The sequence below is a fragment of the Algoriphagus sp. CAU 1675 genome (genome assembly GCF_029222925.1).
Taxonomy (GTDB): domain Bacteria; phylum Bacteroidota; class Bacteroidia; order Cytophagales; family Cyclobacteriaceae; genus Algoriphagus.
The window spans coordinates 114,359-132,631 of record NZ_JARHUI010000007.1 but is presented as its reverse complement, the minus strand read 5'-3'; the positions used below and the strand labels follow the sequence as shown (position 1 = coordinate 132,631).

General features: G+C 42.1%; 16 protein-coding genes. 8 read left to right on the top strand and 8 right to left on the bottom strand.

Annotated features, from left to right (window positions below):
* Window positions 1-342 precede the first annotated feature (342 nt).
* From P2G54_RS16055 to kdsB, 7 genes are all read left to right on the top strand, one after another.
* Window positions 343-789, top strand: coding sequence for a D-Ala-D-Ala carboxypeptidase family metallohydrolase (locus tag P2G54_RS16055; RefSeq protein ID WP_275872571.1), 447 nt, complete (start codon window positions 343-345; stop codon window positions 787-789).
* 91 nt (window positions 790-880) lie between these two features.
* Window positions 881-2,074, top strand: a complete 1,194-nt coding sequence (locus P2G54_RS16050) for a hypothetical protein (RefSeq protein WP_275872570.1) — start codon at window positions 881-883, stop codon at window positions 2,072-2,074.
* A gap of 55 nt (window positions 2,075-2,129) precedes the next feature.
* Window positions 2,130-3,329 carry a hypothetical protein gene (locus P2G54_RS16045; protein ID WP_275872569.1) on the top strand — a complete coding sequence of 400 codons (1,200 nt, stop codon included), beginning with the start codon at window positions 2,130-2,132 and terminating at the stop codon, window positions 3,327-3,329.
* Window positions 3,326-4,312 (top strand): polysaccharide deacetylase family protein, encoded by a 987-nt coding sequence (locus tag P2G54_RS16040; protein ID WP_275872568.1) that lies wholly within the window; start codon window positions 3,326-3,328, stop codon window positions 4,310-4,312. Before P2G54_RS16045 ends, P2G54_RS16040 begins: the two co-directional genes overlap by 4 nt.
* A gap of 43 nt (window positions 4,313-4,355) precedes the next feature.
* On the top strand, window positions 4,356-5,168 hold the full coding sequence (locus P2G54_RS16035; protein ID WP_275872567.1) for a polysaccharide biosynthesis/export family protein: 813 nt from the start codon (window positions 4,356-4,358) through the stop codon (window positions 5,166-5,168).
* Entirely contained in the window at window positions 5,165-7,621 is a 2,457-nt protein-coding gene (locus tag P2G54_RS16030; protein ID WP_275872565.1) for a polysaccharide biosynthesis tyrosine autokinase, read from the top strand. Before P2G54_RS16035 ends, P2G54_RS16030 begins: the two co-directional genes overlap by 4 nt.
* 100 nt (window positions 7,622-7,721) lie before the next feature.
* Window positions 7,722-8,447, top strand: coding sequence for a 3-deoxy-manno-octulosonate cytidylyltransferase (gene kdsB / locus P2G54_RS16025; RefSeq protein ID WP_275872564.1), 726 nt, complete (start codon window positions 7,722-7,724; stop codon window positions 8,445-8,447).
* 191 nt (window positions 8,448-8,638) lie between these two features.
* Here kdsB and P2G54_RS16020 read toward each other — a convergent pair whose 3' ends face one another.
* The 8 genes from P2G54_RS16020 to P2G54_RS15985 all read right to left on the bottom strand — a co-directional run bounded on the left by P2G54_RS16020 (window position 8,639) and on the right by P2G54_RS15985 (window position 16,807).
* Complete coding sequence (locus P2G54_RS16020; RefSeq protein ID WP_275872562.1) at window positions 8,639-9,706, bottom strand: branched-chain amino acid aminotransferase; 1,068 nt, start codon at window positions 9,704-9,706, stop codon at window positions 8,639-8,641.
* Window positions 9,707-9,767: 61 nt separating this feature from the next.
* On the bottom strand, window positions 9,768-10,316 hold the full coding sequence (locus P2G54_RS16015; RefSeq protein ID WP_275872561.1) for a cob(I)yrinic acid a,c-diamide adenosyltransferase: 549 nt from the start codon (window positions 10,314-10,316) through the stop codon (window positions 9,768-9,770).
* 60 nt (window positions 10,317-10,376) lie between these two features.
* A complete protein-coding gene (locus tag P2G54_RS16010) occupies window positions 10,377-11,093 on the bottom strand; it encodes an ABC transporter ATP-binding protein (RefSeq protein WP_275872560.1) in 717 nt (238 codons plus the stop codon).
* A gap of 76 nt (window positions 11,094-11,169) precedes the next feature.
* The gene (locus tag P2G54_RS16005) at window positions 11,170-13,962 is read right to left on the bottom strand and encodes a tetratricopeptide repeat protein (RefSeq protein ID WP_275872559.1); all 2,793 of its coding nucleotides are present in this window, start codon (window positions 13,960-13,962) and stop codon (window positions 11,170-11,172) included.
* Window positions 13,959-14,246 (bottom strand): Asp-tRNA(Asn)/Glu-tRNA(Gln) amidotransferase subunit GatC, encoded by a 288-nt coding sequence (gatC, locus tag P2G54_RS16000; protein ID WP_275872558.1) that lies wholly within the window; start codon window positions 14,244-14,246, stop codon window positions 13,959-13,961. The genes P2G54_RS16005 and gatC overlap by 4 nt, the downstream gene beginning before the upstream one ends.
* 81 nt (window positions 14,247-14,327) lie before the next feature.
* Window positions 14,328-15,062, bottom strand: a complete 735-nt coding sequence (locus tag P2G54_RS15995; protein ID WP_275872557.1) for a lysophospholipid acyltransferase family protein — start codon at window positions 15,060-15,062, stop codon at window positions 14,328-14,330.
* Window positions 15,055-15,429 (bottom strand): cyanoglobin, encoded by a 375-nt coding sequence (locus tag P2G54_RS15990; RefSeq protein ID WP_275872556.1) that lies wholly within the window; start codon window positions 15,427-15,429, stop codon window positions 15,055-15,057. Before P2G54_RS15990 ends, P2G54_RS15995 begins: the two co-directional genes overlap by 8 nt.
* Window positions 15,430-15,457: 28 nt before the next feature.
* Window positions 15,458-16,807: an NfeD family protein gene (locus P2G54_RS15985; protein ID WP_275872555.1), complete on the bottom strand. Its 1,350-nt coding sequence runs from the start codon at window positions 16,805-16,807 to the stop codon at window positions 15,458-15,460.
* Window positions 16,808-17,019: 212 nt separating this feature from the next.
* On the opposite strand from P2G54_RS15985, the gene P2G54_RS15980 reads away from it, so the two are divergent.
* A complete protein-coding gene (locus P2G54_RS15980) occupies window positions 17,020-18,210 on the top strand; it encodes a LysM peptidoglycan-binding domain-containing protein (RefSeq protein WP_275872554.1) in 1,191 nt (396 codons plus the stop codon).
* Window positions 18,211-18,273: the final 63 nt, after the last annotated feature.

Sequence of the window (18,273 nt, the reverse complement as noted above, 5' to 3'; positions counted from 1 at the left end):
CTACAACCCACAACCAATCTAACAGACTGCCGCGTCGGCGTTCCGCCTCCTCGCAGTGACGACAATCGATAGGCTACAACTCACAACCAAAAACAGTGGTCAGTGATCGGTTAGCAGTAGGCAAAGCGTCCACCCATAACTTACAACCTACAACTCACAACTTACAACCCACCTAACAGAAGCCGCGTCGGCGTTCCGCCTCCTTGCAGTGACGATAATCGATTGGATACAACTCACAACCTAGAACTTAGAACCTACAACCCATGACTTTTAACTCAAATTTATTATATTAACTACCTGATTTTTAATTGTTTTCAATTTTAACCTTATCCTTTTATCGCTATGCAACTCAGCAAGAATTTCTCTTTACATGAACTTTTACGTAGTCAAACTGCAACCCGAAATGATATCACAGAACAGTTTGACCCGGATCTGGAAGTCATTGACAACTTAAGATTACTGTGTGAACATATCCTGCAACCTCTCAGGGATTCGATGAGAAGAGCGGTGTTTGTAAACAGCGGATACAGATGTGCCCGCCTCAACCAAGCCGTTGGGGGATCCACCAAGAGCCAACACCTCAAAGGACAGGCTGCCGATATTGAAGTAGCGCATCTCAGTACCGAGCAGCTGTATCAAAGAATCAAAAATTCAACACTTCCCTATGATCAGTTGATCCAGGAATTTGACCAATGGGTACACGTTTCCTTCAATCCTCAAGGGGGAAGAAGACAATGCCTTCGGGCTGTCAGGGAAAATGGCTCGGTCCGGTATTTGGGTGATGATTAAAAAGTCTCCTTTCTCCTTTTCCTTCTTTAGTTTTTAATTATTGTTTTAAATTCAGCATTTTTAATCCTGTATCCTTAATTCAAACGAATAATTGCCACAGCAACTCCTTTTCATTTCCTGGGACTCGGACTCAAGTAACTACCTGGAGAATTTGTTCTTTCCAATTTTAAAAGGTCTGCAGGATAGGGGTCTGATTCAGGCCTATGTCTTTCAGTGTTCTTGGGCTTCTGAAGAAGAGGTTGCCCGGATCAGGAGCTTGGCAAAAGATCAGGGGATTGTCTATTTCCATCAACAGGTTTCAAAAAAACCAAATGCATTGTTTGGGGCCTATCGGACCGTTAAACAAGCAAGAAAACGAATCAAAGCACTTTGTTTGGAGAATGACATCAAAGTTTTGATGCCCAGAAGTACCATGCCTGCATGGATAGTGAATGGCTTAAATGGCTTTTTGAAAAAGCAGGAAATAAGAGTTGTTTTTGATGCGGATGGGCTACCCATTCAGGAAAGGGTAGATTTTGGAGGACTTAAAAAAGGAGGCATTCTGTATAGGCTTCTTACTGAAATAGAGAGGAAGGCATTAATTCGGGCCGATCACATTATCACCCGCAGTGAAAAGTCCATAGAATGGCATAGAAAAAACAACCCAAGCCTGGGAATGGAGAAGTTTACGGTTGTATGCAATGGTAGAGATCCTGATTTTTTTGATTTTCAGATCGAAAGTAGAAACCAAATACGAAAGCAACTGGGCCTTCGGGAAAAGGATGTTTTGTTGGTACATTCAGGTTCCTTGGGGGAATCCTATGCTCCAAAAGCAATTCAGGAGCTCATTCAAAATTTTTTAAAAGAAGAATTGCCGGTTTACCTGTTGATTTTAAGCAGAAATTCAAAGTATGCCTCTAGTCTGTTTCCGGAAGAATCCATGGAACGGGTCTTTATCCATGAGGTTGATTTTAATGAAATTCCCAAATGGCTATCAGCTGGGGATGTGGGATTTAGTTTAAGAACCCAGGCCCCTTCTTTATGCGGATTATCCCCGATCAAGTTGGGAGAATATTTCATGATGAATCTTCCTGTGATCTTAAGCCCGGGAATCGGTGATATGGATGATCAGCTCCAATCAAAGGATTTCTGTTTCTTTTACAGGGATTTTAGGGATTTTCAGGATCTCAAGAAATGGCTATCTGGGCTCAGTGAAAGGAAGAGTTCTCCCAGAAAATATGCCATGGATAATTTTAGCCTTGAAAAAAGTCTGGATTATTACCAGCTTTCTCTTGGGAATTTGTAAGCCTGTAAATTTCTGATTTGCTTTTGTATCTTGCCTAAAGGCTATTCAATTCAAAATGTCAATTTTCTCATTGTTGCTTGTCAACATTCTGGTGTTTTTAATGGTGATTTTTGCAAGGAAAAAACAAAATTTCACCAACTATGAGACCTTTATTTTTCTTGGAATTTGGATTGTGCATCTGGGGGCTACTTTATATTTCCATTTCTATATTCTCAACCATGGAGGGGATTCAAGCCGGTATTGGAGTCTGACTGCTGACCAATCTCAGGCCGCTACATCCTGGATGCAACACTTTGGATTCAGTACTTTTTTTATCCAATGGCTTAATTATATTCCTTCAAAACTATTGGGCCTGAATTATTTCACAGGCAACTTGATCTATTCCTTCCTGTCTTTTGTCGGATTAGGATTTGTTTTTCTTTTGGTGAGGGATTACCGGAGGAAATATATGGATTCAAGTCACTTCTCGCTATTGTTGTTTTTGCCCCTATTTTTCCCAAATCTACATTTCTGGACAGCTGGGGTTTCTAAAGAAGCCCTGCTTTTTTTAGGCTTGGGACTCTATTTTCGGGGAATTCAAAAAATGGAGAATGGATGGGGATATTTTATTCTTGGTTTCCTCCTTTGTTTGATGATTCGGCCGCTAATCGCATTTTTTTTATTGCTTCCCTTACTTTATCTCTTACTTTTGAAACTGCGGGCAAAGCTTGTTTGGAAGTCGTCCTTTCTAGTCTTTTTGGCTGTTCTTTTCTTACTGATCCTGAATCGGCTGAAACTGATGGCAGGGATGGAAGATATTTCCTTTCAGAATATTCAGGATTTTAGTCATAGACAGTTTGACTTTCTGGATGCATTCGGCGCGAATACCCGTGTCGATATGCTGGAACTTTCTTGGCCTGAAAGACTTTGGACGGTTATTTTCAGGCCTGTTGGTCTGGATTTTTGGAGTTTTGATTCTTTTATAGTGTCGATGGAAAACAACCTTTCTTTTATTATTGTTGTGAGTGGATTGATTTTGGGGATTAGATTCCTCAACAAATTGCCTTTTGAATTGAAAGTCGCATCCCTGATAAGTTTGGGAATATTCATTATTCACACATTTGTTCTCAATAATTTAGGCCTTATGGCGAGAATGAAATCGATATGGATTCCATTTATACAGATGAGTGCGATCTGGCTTTTTATCATGGCAATAGGAAAGCAGCGTCAAGTGCAAAAAATGAAGGCTGAGGGGAGGCGGGACTTAGGCTTGTGAGTAAAAAGGGAACGCTGGTCATTTCATTGGATTTTGAGCTGCATTGGGGGAGGTTCGATAAATACCACCCAGAGCAGTACATCCATTATTACCGGAACACTAGGGAAGTGATTCCTGCTATTTTGGAACTCTTTTCCAAGCATGGAATCCATGCAACATGGGCTACTGTGGGGATGTTGATGGCAGACAATAAAGAGGAGTGGGAGGCTTTTTCGCCCTCAATCAAGCCTGATTATGCAGAACCAAAATTTTCAGCCTACCATTGGGCCAAGGATTTCAGGAAGGTTCCAAATGAAATCCTTTTCGCGCCAAATCTAATTAAGGAAATCCTATCCACACCGGGACAGGAATTGGGTTCCCATACGTATTCTCACTATTACACAGGGGAAAAGGGGAGTACGGAGGAAGCTTTTTTAGATGACTTGAAGGCTGCGAAAAGGATTGCAAAAGGCAAATTCGGGATAGATTTAAAATCCCTGGTTTTTCCAAGAAATCAATATGATGAAACAATATTGTCCATTGTTGAAAAAGCGGGGTTCAAGACCGTTAGAACCAACCCATCGGATTGGTTTTGGAAAAATACAGCCGAAGAAACCCTGATCAAAAAAGTATTTAGAACCGGGGATACCTTGTTTAGTTTGGGCAAGCAAACTTGTTTTGACAATCCTGTGGTAACAGAAAATGGGCTTTGTTGTATTCCAGCCTCCAGGTTGCTGCGTCCCTACCGTCCGGGTACTTTTTTCAATAAACTCCGTGTTAAAAGAATTAAGGAAGAGCTTTCATTTGCCGCAGCCAAGGGGCTAACGTATCATCTTTGGTGGCACCCTCATAATTTTGGGCATTTTCCCAAAGAGAATATGAAAGTTTTGGAAGAGATTTTGCTATTTACCCAAGGTTTAAAAGATCAAAGAGGACTCCAGTCTAAAACAATGGATGAGTTCATCACTGAGTTTTTACCGATCTCTAAGTCCATAAATTCATGATGATAATATCAAGACTTAAGAGCATTAAAAAGATTTTGAGCGAATGAATAGACCAATTGCGATAATTCTCATTGTTTTCGGCTTGCTGAGTTCCTGTATCAGTAACAAGAGAATCAATTATCTCCAAAATATTCCGGGAAATCCTGAGATAGGTTTGGATGAATTTATTCCTTACGCGACCGTAGACTACAAATATGTTTTGCAGCCCTTTGACATTGTGGATATAGACTTTGCTTCTTCCAATGATGAGCTGATCAAGCCTTTTGAGTTTCAGGGTAGCCGAAGCATGCGCACAGGCGGGGGTGGAGGCGGAGTGAACGACCTTTTTTATTTTACAGGCTATTCTATTGATCAGGAAGGGTATGTAGAGCTTCCCCAATTGGGTAAAATCAAGATTGGTGGCTTGACCGAAGAGGAAGCACAGCAAAAAGTCCAGGAATCCATCAATGTCTATTTTAAGGAAAAGGTTTTTGTGAAATTGAGAATTGGAGGCATTCGATTCACCGCATTGGGAGAATTTAGTAGGTCCGGGGCTCAGGTAATTTTGAAGAACCGGGCTACGATTTTCGATGCATTGGCAGTTGCCGGTGAGTCTAATATTCTGGCCAAGAAGAACAAATTGTTTATCATCAGGCAATACGATGGTGGCAGCAAAATTCATCAGATCAACCTCAATGACCGCGCTTTATTGGCCTCACCTTATTTTTTTATACAGCCTAACGATATATTATACCTGCAGCCAATGAACATTCGGCAGCTTGGAAGTGCGGATAATCTATCTTCTTCCCTGGGTTTGATTATTTCAGTAACTTCATCTATTCTATTGTTGATTGCCTTGTTGAGTAATTCCATATGATTGACGGAAAAGTAGACATTTCCAAGTTTGAGGAGGATGTAAAACCCATTAACATCAAGTATTACCTCATCAAGTATGCGAGGTATTGGCCCTTGTATGTGACTTGCGTGTTTTTGGGTTTGATTGTTACTTTTCTTTTTCACCGGTATTCAGTTGAGGAATATGAGGTTCAGGGCAGTATCCTGATCAAACAAAATTCCAGTCCGGAAATGAAAATTTTGGACCGTTCCAATATTTTCTCCGGGGCCTACAATCTGGAAAATGACATTTTGCTGCTTACCTCCAAGAATTTGGCAGAGGAAGCCTTAAAAAAGCTCCATTTCAATGTGACCTATTATGCTTCCACCAATATCAAAGAGGTGGAGATGTATGACCAGTCTCCGATTTTTGTGGAGGTTGACCCTAATTTCCCTACAATGGAAATGGGAGAGATCACTTTCACCATGTTGAGTGAAGATGAATTTATCCTTTCAAAAAAGGAATCCGGTTTTTTTGACTTCCTGAATGCAAAGGCAGATGGACCTGTAGATGAAGCCGTATTAAATAGGCCCTTCCGTTTTGGAGAGCTGATCAGTTCTGAAAAAAGCCAGTTTAAAATCCATAAACAAAAGCATCTGAAGGTAGGGGATAGAATGTCATTCGTGATCCATAACCCAATGAATGTGATCGACTCTTATTCCAAGGCAATTTCAGTGCGTCCCATCAACAGCTACGGTACCGTGCTGCAGGTTTCCATGGTCACTAAAGTAGTTGAAAAAGGAAGAGATTATGTCAATGCCTTGATGGATTCCTACATAGGGTATAGCCTTAAGGTGAAAAACCAAATGACAGAGAATACCCTCAACTTCCTTCAGGATCAACTGATGGTAGTGGAAGACTCCTTGAAGGCCGTGGAGCGGAGAATGTTGAATTTCAAGGTTCAAAACCAGTTGATGGATGTGAATTCGGAGTTTGGGGGAGTTTTGAGCAATATGCAAGACTTGGAAGAACAGATTCAGGCTATTGACTTCGAACTCACTTATTATCAATCCTTACAGCACTACCTGAATGAAAAAGGGAGGGATTATTCTGAGATACTGGCTCCTTCCTTAGTCGGAATAGCCGATGGCTCCCTAAATTCCCTGGTGGGATCTCTGATTTCTCTTTCTTTGGAAAGAAGGGGACTGCTTACAAGCGTCAACGAAAATCATCCCAAGGTTAAGGAGATGGATGCCCAGATTTCACGGGTTAGGGAGAATATTTTTGAAAATATCCACAATCTGGTAGAAAACACCAAAGAACGAAAGGCTCAGGCCCTAGCCAAGCTTTCCGATGAAGGAAAGGAGTTTTCTAAACTTCCCCAAGCCGAATCGGTTTTTATGGGTTTAAATCGGGAATTTAAACTTAGAGAAAACTTATACAACTACTTATTGGAAAAGAGAGCGGAAGCAGGTATCGCCAGAGCTTCCAATATTTCCGATAATTCAGTTCTGGATTATGCTCGTAGAGGAAGTCTTATTTTTCCAAAAAAATCCCAAAACTATGGTCTTGCTTTTGGCCTGGGATTAATCATCCCCCTCAGTATTTTATTGCTATATCATTACCTCAACAATAAAATTGTAGACCAAATCCAGCTTAAGAATGTCTTGAGAATTCCCCTGCTGGGAACAATTGGTCACAGTACAAAGGATACCAACCTCTTGGTTCAGGAGTTTCCAAAGTCCATGGTTTCAGAGTCCTTCCGCTCTCTAAGGTCCGCTTTGTTTTACATTGCCAGTGATAAAAAGTGCAAGAAAATACTTGTGACTTCATCAGTTTCCGGTGAAGGAAAAACCTTTGTAAGTATCAATTTAGCCTCAGCCATTGCGCTGAGCGGGAAGAAGACCTTGATCGTAGGCTTGGATTTGAGACGTCCAAAAATCTCAGAATACCTGGGGGTTTCAAATCAAACAGGACTTTCCAATTATTTGGTAGATAAAGCGAGCCGGGAGGAGATTATCGTTCAAACTCCCTATGAAAATCTTTATGTGGTTCCTTCAGGCCCTATTCCCCCGAATCCTGCTGAATTGCTGCTTAAGGATAAAATGAACGATTTCTTAAGCTCTTTGGAGGAGGAATTTGATGTGGTGGTAATGGATACCCCTCCAATTGGATTGGTTTCCGAAACCATGGACCTATTGAGATTTTCTGATGTCAACTTGTATATAGTTAGACAAGATTATACCCATAAACGTTACCTGATGATGGTCAATGATCTGTATGCAAATGATCAGATTGATAATATTTATGCGGTCTTCAATGGTTTGAAAGCAGGAATGGATGTATATGACTTTGGAGGATATAATTACGGATATGGTTACAATTATTCCTATATGCGGAAAAATGAATATACAGGAGCCTATTATGATCAAGATAACAGCAAGAGTCCTACCTCTTCCTGGCTTTCTAGGTTGTTAAGTAAATTCAGAGTGTAACAGATTGCTTATACCCTTTAATTTAATGGATTAGTAGTCCATTTTTTTAATCGAATGAATTCACTTTCCGTACCTTTATTCCCCTAAGTATAGCCCATTCATGAAAGTAGCTGCCCTCATTCCTGCACGATATGCTTCCACCCGATTACCGGCCAAACTGATCCAGGATCTGGAAGGTAAATCGGTAATTCAGCGGACTTATTTAAGTACGAAGCAAACAGGAGTTTTTGATGAGGTCTGGGTAGTGACTGATCATGAGGAGATCCAAAAACAGATTGAAGCCATAGGAGGGAAGGTGTTTTTCAGTAAAAAGTCTCACGAGAGTGGTTCAGATAGAATTGCCGAAACGCTCACTGAAGTGGAGGCTGACTTGGTGGTCAATGTTCAGGGGGATGAGCCCTTTCAGGATGCAAAATCCTTAAGGGATTTGGTGAATGTCTTTGAGGATAAATCAGTTCAGGTGGCTTCTCTTTACGCTACCATTTCGGAGGGAGAAGCAGCTAACCCCAATGCGGTCAAAGTAGTATTGGACCAGCATTCCGATGCACTTTATTTTTCCCGCTCGCCTATTCCCTACAATCGGGAGAATATTCCGGGATTGACGTATAAAAGACATATAGGGATTTATGGCTATAGAAGGGAAATGCTCCAATCCTTTACTTCCTGGCCTAAGGGCAATTTGGAACAGCTGGAAATGCTGGAGCAACTTCGCCTGTTGGAACACGGAATTAAAATCAGAATGGTAGAATCCCTTTACCAGTCCATTGCCATAGATACCAAGGAGGATTTGGAAATTGCCCGGGAATATTTGAGGAAAACCATTTGATCAGAATTTCAAAACTGGGTTTCTTGAAAAATTAATGAATTGGGTAAATTCACGCTCAGCCATGAAAGTTGAAGAGACCTGTCAGGTTTTCAAAACCTGACAGGTCTTGAACGTATTTTGGTACTATTGACTCTAAATAAAAGAAGCTGCCCTTGGAGAGCAGCTTCTTTTGTTTATAGAAAATTTCTATTTCAAATTTTTATGATCCATTCATGGGGATCAGCAATGGATCCATACTTGATGCCATCAAGGGCATCCAAAACCCGGTAGGAGAATGCATCACTTGTTTTACCGGGTAATTCATAATCCTTACCATCAATATTGATCAGACGGATATGAGCAATGGTTGCTGCAGTCCCTGTTCCAAATGCTTCTTCCAGGCTTCCGTTTTCCAGGGCTTCCTTCAATTCTGAAACCGTTACAAAACGTTCTTCGAGAGGCTGATTCCAATCCTTGGCCAATTGGATCACAGAATCCCTTGTAATTCCTTTTAGGATGGTACCTCCGTTGACAGGAGCAGTCAATAAAGTCCCGTTGATTTTGAACATCACGTTCATGGTGCCACTCTCCTCGATTTTGGAGTGGGTTTTTCCATCCGTCCAAAGCAATTGGTCATAGCCCGCTTTTTGGGCCTGTAGGGCTGGGTAAAGGGAAGCAGCATAGTTACCGGCAGTTTTTGCAGCTCCAGTACCTCCTTCAGTGGCTCTGGTGAATTTTGTTTCCACCTTTACACTTACCGGTTTGGAATAATAGTTTCCTACAGGGCAGGTGAAAATGATAAATCTATAGGTGTCTGATGGCTTTACACCGATGTAATCATCCATAGCAAACATGAAGGGGCGGATATAAAGTGAAGAGCCTTTGGCTGAAGGCACCCAATCTCTATCCAGATCCAAGAGCTGTGTCATTCCCTCCATAAAAATTTCCTTCGGAAGATAAGGCATGCACATTCTCTCAGCAGACTCATTCATTCTACTCCAGTTGGCATCTGCCCTGAACACCAGAATTTCCCCTTCCTCATTTTTATAAGCCTTCATACCCTCAAAAATAGACTGCCCATAATGTAGAGCAGCATTGGAAGGATTGAGTTGCATGGGAGCATAGGGCTCAATTCGAAGATCACTCCATTCTCCGTTTCTATAGTCTGCCACAAACATGTGGTCAGAGATGGTCTTTCCGAAAACCAAATTGGAAAAGTCGGTGCCGGCTAAATGGGAATGCTGAGTTTTACGTATCGGAAATGCTAAAGAAGTCTTCATGCTTTAATAATTTTCGGTGGTGCCGATAGGTTTGAGTATTGAGATGACAGGTTTTTTTAAATCAAGTCCTGGCTTTCCAGGTTACTTCCTCTACCTCTAGTTCCTGGGCCATTTTTCTTCCAAGGACAAAAAGGTAATCTGAGAGGCGATTGAGATATTGAATGACTAATTCATTTACTTGTTCATAGGACGCCAGCTCCACCACGATCCGTTCGGTTCTCCTGCAAACTGTTCTGGCCAAATGACAAAAGGAAACAGATTGATGGCCGCCGGGAAGAATAAAGGAGGTCAATGCCGGCAGTTCGCTTTCCATTTGATCCATCTCTTGCTCCAGCTTTTCCACGTCTTTTACATAGAGATCCGGTTTTTTCACCTTTTCCTTTCCGGGAGCAGTTGCCAAATCAGCACCTATGGTGAAAAGCCTATCCTGGATTTCCTTTAGAAAATCAGTCCTTTTTTGGTTGACTTCTTGATCTCTGAGTAGTCCTATATAGGAGTTTAGTTCATCTACCGTGCCATAAGCCTCAATCCTCAGGTCGGATTTGGGAACACGCACACCTCCTAATAAAGATGTGATTCCCTGATCTCCTGTTTTGGTATAGATTTTCATGCCTAAGCCCTTCTGATTTTCCTGCAAAAATAAGAATCTATTTCAATAAATCAGGTGTTGCTACGCATGCATTGCCACTCCTCTGGTAGGATTGGGGTTGAGGGTGTCTGATTCTACCAAGCCGTCTCTTAATCTCACGATTCTATGTGCATAGTGGGCTATATCATCCTCGTGGGTTACCATGATGATGGTATTTCCTTTGGAATGGAGTTCATGGAAAAGCTCCATTATATCATAGGAGGTTTTGGAATCCAGGTTTCCAGTAGGTTCATCAGCCAGAATGATACTGGGGTTGTTGACCAAAGCCCGTGCAATTGCAACACGCTGTCGCTGTCCACCGGAAAGCTCATTGGGACGGTGTTTGGTTCTTTCTTCAAGACCTACGTTTTTTAAAGCCTCGAAAGCCATTTCTTCCCGCTCAGATTTACTAAATCCCGCATACACCAAGGGAAGGGCCACATTTTCCAGACAGCTAGCCCGTGGTAGCAGGTTGAAGGTCTGGAATACAAAGCCAATTTCTTTGTTTCGGATTTCTGCCAGTTCATTTTCAGTCATGTCAGACACATCCTTGTTGTTGAGAATATAGGTTCCTGAAGTCGGTGTGTCCAGGCAACCGATGATATTCATGAGAGTGGATTTTCCGGAACCGGATGGTCCCATAAAAGCCACATACTCTCCCCGGTCAACATTGATGGAAATGGATTTGAGGGCCTGGATGATTTCCGAGCCCATTTTATAGGTTCTGTTGATCTCGTGGGTTTCAATTACTCTGCTCATGGTTGAAAATTTTCCTTAAGGTAAAGTATAGCTCAATAAAAATAGAATCTATTGATTGAAAATACGTTAATGCGATCTAGAAGTTAGACAATTGTAAGCTTTGGATCTCTTCATCACTTAGCCATTCCTGCATTTGAACCAAAGCTTCGGTGGCATAATTACTCAATCCTATCTCTCTGGCCAATTTGATCTTTTTAATCCAAAGGACAGGGTCACGGTTGAATTCCGTGGCCGCATTCAGGATTTCGTATTGTTTGAGTTTGTCCGGGTTGATCTCCACAGCACTCCAAATCAATGGACCTATATAAGGGTTTCCGGTAAGTTCTTCACCCAAGCCTTGCCACTTTAGAAAAGCCTCGACGCTAGCCTGATTTTTGAGGTCAGGATTGGAAAGGAATTTTCCCAAATCGGCTTGAGATCCTTTTTGATCCATTACTTCCTTGCCTAATTCCCTCAAGTCCGACTCATCCAAACCATGCGCTTTATATGTTAAAATTCGAATAGCCAAATCGGTTTTTAATTCTCCAGACGGGAATTCTCCCCAAGCTTTAAAAAGGCGATCGGGAATACTTTCATGGAAACTTGCAATCAATTGAAGATACCTGAAGTTATTGCCGGATTCTTCCAAAAGGAAGGAAGGAAGAGGAACCCCGGATTGTAGGGAGAGTTCTACAGCCTTCTCGATTTTTCCGCCAAGATACAGCCAAACCAAATGTTGGGCCTGAAAATTCTGAAAGCCATTTTCTTCAGCTCCCATTAACTCCAAGGATGCTTTTTCAAAATCCATTTGCTGGGCTAGTATGGAGGAGGAAAGACTCAGGAAGCGGGCGGCATCTCCCGGGTTTCTAAATGCAAGACCGTTTAGGTTTTTTATGGCATCACTGATTCTTCCTGCTCCCAAACTCCTGATTACGGCAGTTTCCTGAAGGTCCATAATGAATTGCTCAAAGCCGGGTTCCTGCCAAAGCCTTTCCAGAAGTTCCAAGTCCTGATTCGGATCTGAGAAATCTTTTTGGGAAAGTACATTCCTCCAGGCAGCCTGAATCACCTTGGGAGAACTTTCCTTTTCCAATTTTTCCTGGATAGCTTCAAGAAGGTCTTTTTCGGGTAAATTTCCCAAAGCATTTTGTTTGGCTACTTCGTTGATTTGACCGATGAGGTCCTCTGGAGAGTAAGAATTGTTTTCCAATACCCCCAATTTCGCTTGAAGTGCGGAAAGGTTACTTTGAAGTGCTTCATTTCCAGACTTTTCTTCCAAAAGGGAGAGCGCATCTTCGAACCGATTTGTTCTTACATAACACAGGGCGAGATTGCTCAATAGGCGAGGATCACCGGGAAACCATTTGAGCCCCTGTTCCAAATAATAAATGGATTCAAAAATATTGTTTTCCAGAAGAAGGCGATCACCAAGCAGCAGGATATTGTCAACTTGAGGAGCTTCTGCAAAACTTTGTTCCAAATGCTGCTTGGCTAAACTTGGCTGGTTAAGTTGTATTAGAAGATGGGCAGTCAGGTTTTTTGCCTTGGGATTGTTTCTATAGCGAAACCAGCTGTTTTCATAGATAATGCTGGCTTCCAGTTTTTGATCACTTTGGTAATAATAATCTCCCAGAATATTGTTGCTGTAGGAATTGACCTGAACTCCTATGATCCCCTCCGAATAGGCAATCATCACCAACATGGCAATCAAGCCTCCGATTCTCTGATGATAATAGGGGAGGTTGTAAGGTTTAAACAATATCCTATCAACTGCCTGGCCACTATCCATGAGGGTAGCAAAATTCATCAGGAGGTAGATCAGGAAAAAGAGACTAAAGCCAAGTTGGGTATATACCAAAAGATGCTTGAAAAGTTCTTCACCGGCCTGATTTCCCGATAGCTTGAGCTTCCAAACCATCCAAAGACTGATTCCAAATCCAAGCAAATACAAGACCTTCAAGGCCATGGGACCTGTCACCAAGTTGGAGGGAACAGAATTGGTTTTCGCTTCCAGAGTAAACCATCCTAAGATTCCTATGGGTAAAAGCAGGAGAAGAGGATTGAAAACAGGCAGGAATTCCAAAGGGGTACTAACCAAGTCAAAAAGGCTATTTAGCAGAATCAGCAAATAAACCAGGGTAATAAGACTGATTTGTATGGAAATCCTCAGGTTCAGGTTTCTGTTTGCCCGTGTAAGCAGGACAAAAATACCGGAGATCAATCCATGTCCGGACCAAAATATCCAGCAAATCGCCATACCAAAGCCAATCAAACTCAAGTGCTCCGCAAGAAATAGCGCTGGAGAAGGGATTTCTGCATAATGGATCAGGGCATAAAATGCCGCACCCGATATCAGAAGGTTGCTAAGAAACCGGAATGGATAGGAGTAAACTCCAGCTCGTATATGAAAATAAATGACCGGAAGTAGGCTGCCGCTTAAAGCAATGATGAGGGCAAAATTGGAACTGGGACCACCGATATTCAGTCCGTTCAGGTTGCTGAGAGTCAATAAGAGTATCCAGATAATACCTGCTAAAATGAAGTATCCTTTTTTGAATTCTGAAACCAAACTAAGGGTAGCAGCTCCAACAAGCCATACTAAAATCCCAAAAAACAGGGATTCTGGAATGGTGAATCCGGGGGCTAGGGACTTGAATTCCTGAAAAACCAAGAAGTTGTCCACCCTGATTGGAAACTCCAGTGGACCAAGATGAGCTAAGTCCAAAGGGATAGGAATTCTGTCCAGAAAATAACCGGCTTGGATGGCCTGATAGGGAACAGGGTTGAAAAAAAGAAAGTAAAAAGCAAAAAGCCCTCCCGTGATGATCAGAAGGAGGGCCGGGATTTTTGCAAGTGGGGGTAACTGATTGGGACTTTGCATCTGAATCATTCCAAGACCTTTGGTACACGGAAGTACTGAGAATCCCTTTTAGGGGCATTTTTGAGGGCATCTTCATGACTGAGGTGCTTGCCGGTTTTATCTTCCCTCATGTCATTGACCTCAGAGGACATGGTGGTCAAAGGCTCAATGTGTTCAGTGTCCAATTCATTCAATTTTTCCACCCAGTCCAGAATTTGACTCATGTCCCTGGACATTTTCTCGGCACTGTTTTCGTCAAATTCAAGCCTTGCCAGATGGGCTATTTTCTGGATTGCTGCTTTGTCTATTTTCATTTTAATCAGAATCTTCTAGATCATAAACTCTTTTTACGAGGCGATGGATACATCCATTTTTTCGGATTCAATGCTTTTGGGCTACATGCTTTTTTTATTGTCTTCGTCCAATTGCCTCTGGATGATTTCAAAGCATTTTTGCTTTAGGCTTTCTTCGGTATCTGATGGTTGAGGGCTGATTGCTTCATGCAATACCATCTTGGCTCTTTTTAGCCTCATCAGAAATTTCCCGTCATCGGGTAAAATTAGATGATTATAGGATAATGTGACAGGGATAATCGGGATTTGTTTGTCTAAAGCCAGTCGAAAAGCACCATTTTTAAATGGAGCCATTTGGGGTGGGTTTTTGGTGTAGATCCCACCCTCCGGAAATAATACAATACTGCTTTTGCTTTCCAAAGCGAGACCCGCTCTGCGCATCGTTTCTGCTCTGCTTCGAACAGAGGACCTTTCTACCGCAATATGGAGCTTCTTAAAATAATAGCCGAAAAGCGGGACTTTTCGTATGGAGGCTTTACCAATAAACTGTACGTCTCCCGGGATAAATCCCATCATGGCCACATCCAAATAGCTGAAATGATTGGCTAGAAAAATATAGGGTTTGCCTTTCTCAATTTTGGCTTTTTTCACCATATGCACAGGCATGAAAATGAGTGTGAAATAAACCTTGGCCCAGTACCTGTTGATTTTTCGTCCGAATTTTTTCCAACCGGGAATCCAAATACAGACCAGAATGAATGGAAAGCCCAACAAAAAGCTGATCAAAAACAAAGCTGATGCATAGATGGAATAGATTCTCCTCAGCAGCTTATTCATGGTTGATCATATGGTTGGCAACTTTGATGAAATAATTGAGCATCAATTCCCGGACATTGGGATCCAAGTCCAATTTGTCCATGGAAGAGATCATGGCATTGATCCAATGGTTTCTCATCTTCCCGTCTATTTCCCAGTTAAAGTGGCGCATCCTCAACCGAGGGTGACCACGCTCCTCCGAATAAGTCTGGGGACCTCCAAAAACCTGAAGTAAAAAAAGATAAAGCCTGCGTTCAGCGGGTGCCAAATCCTCCGGATAAAGTTTTCTGAGCTCCGGAATTGTCTCCACTTCCTGATAAAAGTAGCTGACCAATTCCTTGATTTTTTCTTCTCCTATGGCTTCGAAGACTGACTGAAATGGGTTCATGCCGTAAACTTAGGAAAATATCTCTCTTTCAGCCTTCCCATTTTTTGACTTTTAGGGAGGTGCCTTCCGTGGAAATCACAATGATTTTTTCACCTTGATCCAGAAATTCACCACGGGAAAATGCATCGTAAATTTCTCCCTCTATTTCCACCCTTCCACTTGGTCTCAACCTGGAATGTACCACTCCGGTTTTGCCATTGAGTTGCTCAGGGTAAAAACTGGAAGTATATCCTTCGTTTCTGTCCTGGGTGGAGGCTAGGGTGATGGCCTTAAATGCTCCCCATTGGTTGACTTTGGGAGTGAGCCAGAATACCAGCCCTACAGAGGCTATGGCAGCAAGTATGACAGTCAATAAAGCCGCAAAGAGATCGGAAGCCGGAACAAAATCAAAGTTGAAATTCTGGTTGGGAAGCATGCCTAAAAACAGACCGCCGAGTATGAATATTATTCCCAATACTCCAAAAATCCCAAAACCCGGAATCACAAACAGTTCAAGTGCAAGGAGAATTATCCCAAGCACAAAAACGATCATTTCCCAATTTTCAGCCAACCCATTGAGGTAATAGGGGATGAAGTACAAAAGTGCAGCAACAATAGCGGCCAATAGAGGAAAGCCTACCCCAGGGGTTTGAAGTTCAAAATAAATTCCCCCGATGATAATCAGGATGAGAATCCCACTGATGGCGGGATTCAGAAAAAAGGAAATGATCCGCTCCGTTTCCGAGCTTTCAAATTCTATAAACTCCGATTCTTCCAAGTTTTGGGCTTTCAGGATTTCCTCAATGCTTCCATATTCCCCATCACAAAATCCATGTTGAAGGGCTTCCGAAACCGAAAAAGTCAGCACAGATCCTTTTTCAGTGATTCCCTCGATTTCTATTTTTTCATCCACCATGGCTTCAGCAATTCTGGGATCCCTTCCCGAGGCCTCAGCCGTACTTCGCATCATGGAGCGCATATAGGATTGATACTTATCGGGTGCAGCTGATCCGTCAGTTCCGCTGACAACGGTAGCCGCTCCAATACTTGAGCCTGGAGCCATATAGATGCTGTCACTTGCAATGGAAATCAGGGCACCTGCTGAAGCTGCATCTTTATTGATAAAGGTATAAATGGGGATTTTGGACTCAAGAATCATGGTCCGGATATCATCGGCATCATTGACTGCACCTCCGTAGGTGTCCATTTCGATGATGATCAGATCTGCTTCCACTTTCACGGCCTGTTCCAAAGCCAACTTGACTCTGCGGTTCATGGCTGGGTCTATATCCCTGTCTATTTTAAAAGAGAAGACCTTTTTTTCTTCTATCTCCTGAGCTAGTAAAGGAAGCGAGAAAAAAAGCAGAAGGAATGAAAGAATGGGAATCAGGGTTTTCATAACAAAGAAATCTTTGTGAAAAGATAATAAAGGAAATTCTGAACTAGGTCATAAATCGGAATTTTGATTGCTTTCAACTAGAAGTTGATTTTATGGTTGCTATGGGAAATCAGTCCTAAAATCTTTCTGTTTGAATTTCTTTAGCATAATCTTTGTGTCTGAAACCCCTGTTGAATTATTTAGGAAACACTTCTAAACCCAAGCTTCATCCCATGTTTTCAGCTAAGAATATATCCTTTGCTTTTGTCCTTTTCCTATCATGCCAAACGCTTTTTGCTTTGGAAAATCCGGTGACACTTCTGGATTCAGTTGGAATACAAAGACAAGGGGACAAAACCTTTATCATCCATAAAGTGGAACCTAAGGAAACGCTTTTCGGGATTTCCAGAAGATATCAGACTCCTGTTGGGGAGATTGTTGAGGCTAACGATGTATTGAAAAGCGGGCTTAAAATCGGGCAGCAAATCAGAATTCCATATATCAGTAAAGCCACCCTTCCAGAAGGGGCCTCTCTTCATAAAGTTGCTCCTGGAGAGACGCTTTTTGCCATTTCCAAAAAGTATGGAGTCAGTGTGGGGGAGTTGATGGACTGGAATCAGCTGAAAGGAAATGATCTGAGTGTTGGACAGGCTCTTTTAATTCAAAAAGCTCAGGTTGAACCTGAAAATACTGTTGCAGAGCTTAAGCCTGATGAGAATAAAAGTACTGAGGTTCAGACTGTAAATGCTCCCGAAAAAACCGGGAAGGTAAACAATACTGAAAAAGTTGTTGAGCCTAAAAAGGCCGAGGAAAAGGTAGATGTTGCCCGAAAAGAAGAGGAAGTTAAAAGGCCGGTGGCAGAGAGTAAATCAAGTCCGGTTCAGGCAAGTTCTGAGCCTTTAGTTCCGGGTAACTGGATTTCCCATGAAGTGAAAAGCGGGGAGACTTTATTTTCGATTTCCTCCCAATATGGAGCCAAGGTTGAGGATTTAATCAATTGGAATGGATTGAGTTCCAATAATCTCCGAAATGGGCAAGTACTTAAAGTAGGGAGAGCTGAGGTAGGAGCTGCAAAAGTACCTGTGATAGGGGAGCCGAAAATTGTGTCCAGTCCCGGAGAAATGTATGTGGTTCCTGATGGTGCAAGCTCCGGTGGTTTCAAAAATATCCGTGAAACAGGTCAGGCTCAATTGATTGAAGGCACGGGTGGGCATAAGAAATACTTGGTTTTGCATAGAACTGCACCCGTGGGATCCATTATCCGGGTGAAAAACGAGCAGAATGACATTACCATTTTTGCAAGGGTAGTAGGAACCTTACCGGAAACCGGGGATAATGAAAAAATTCTGATCAAACTCTCGCAGGCTGCTTATGACCAGTTGAAGGCTGTAAATGACCGTTTTCCAGTGGAAGTACTTTATTGATCGCCCAATTGGAATTTTTGAGAGTTGGGATTGTTATACAGCAGAGGTACCTTTGCTGTGAAG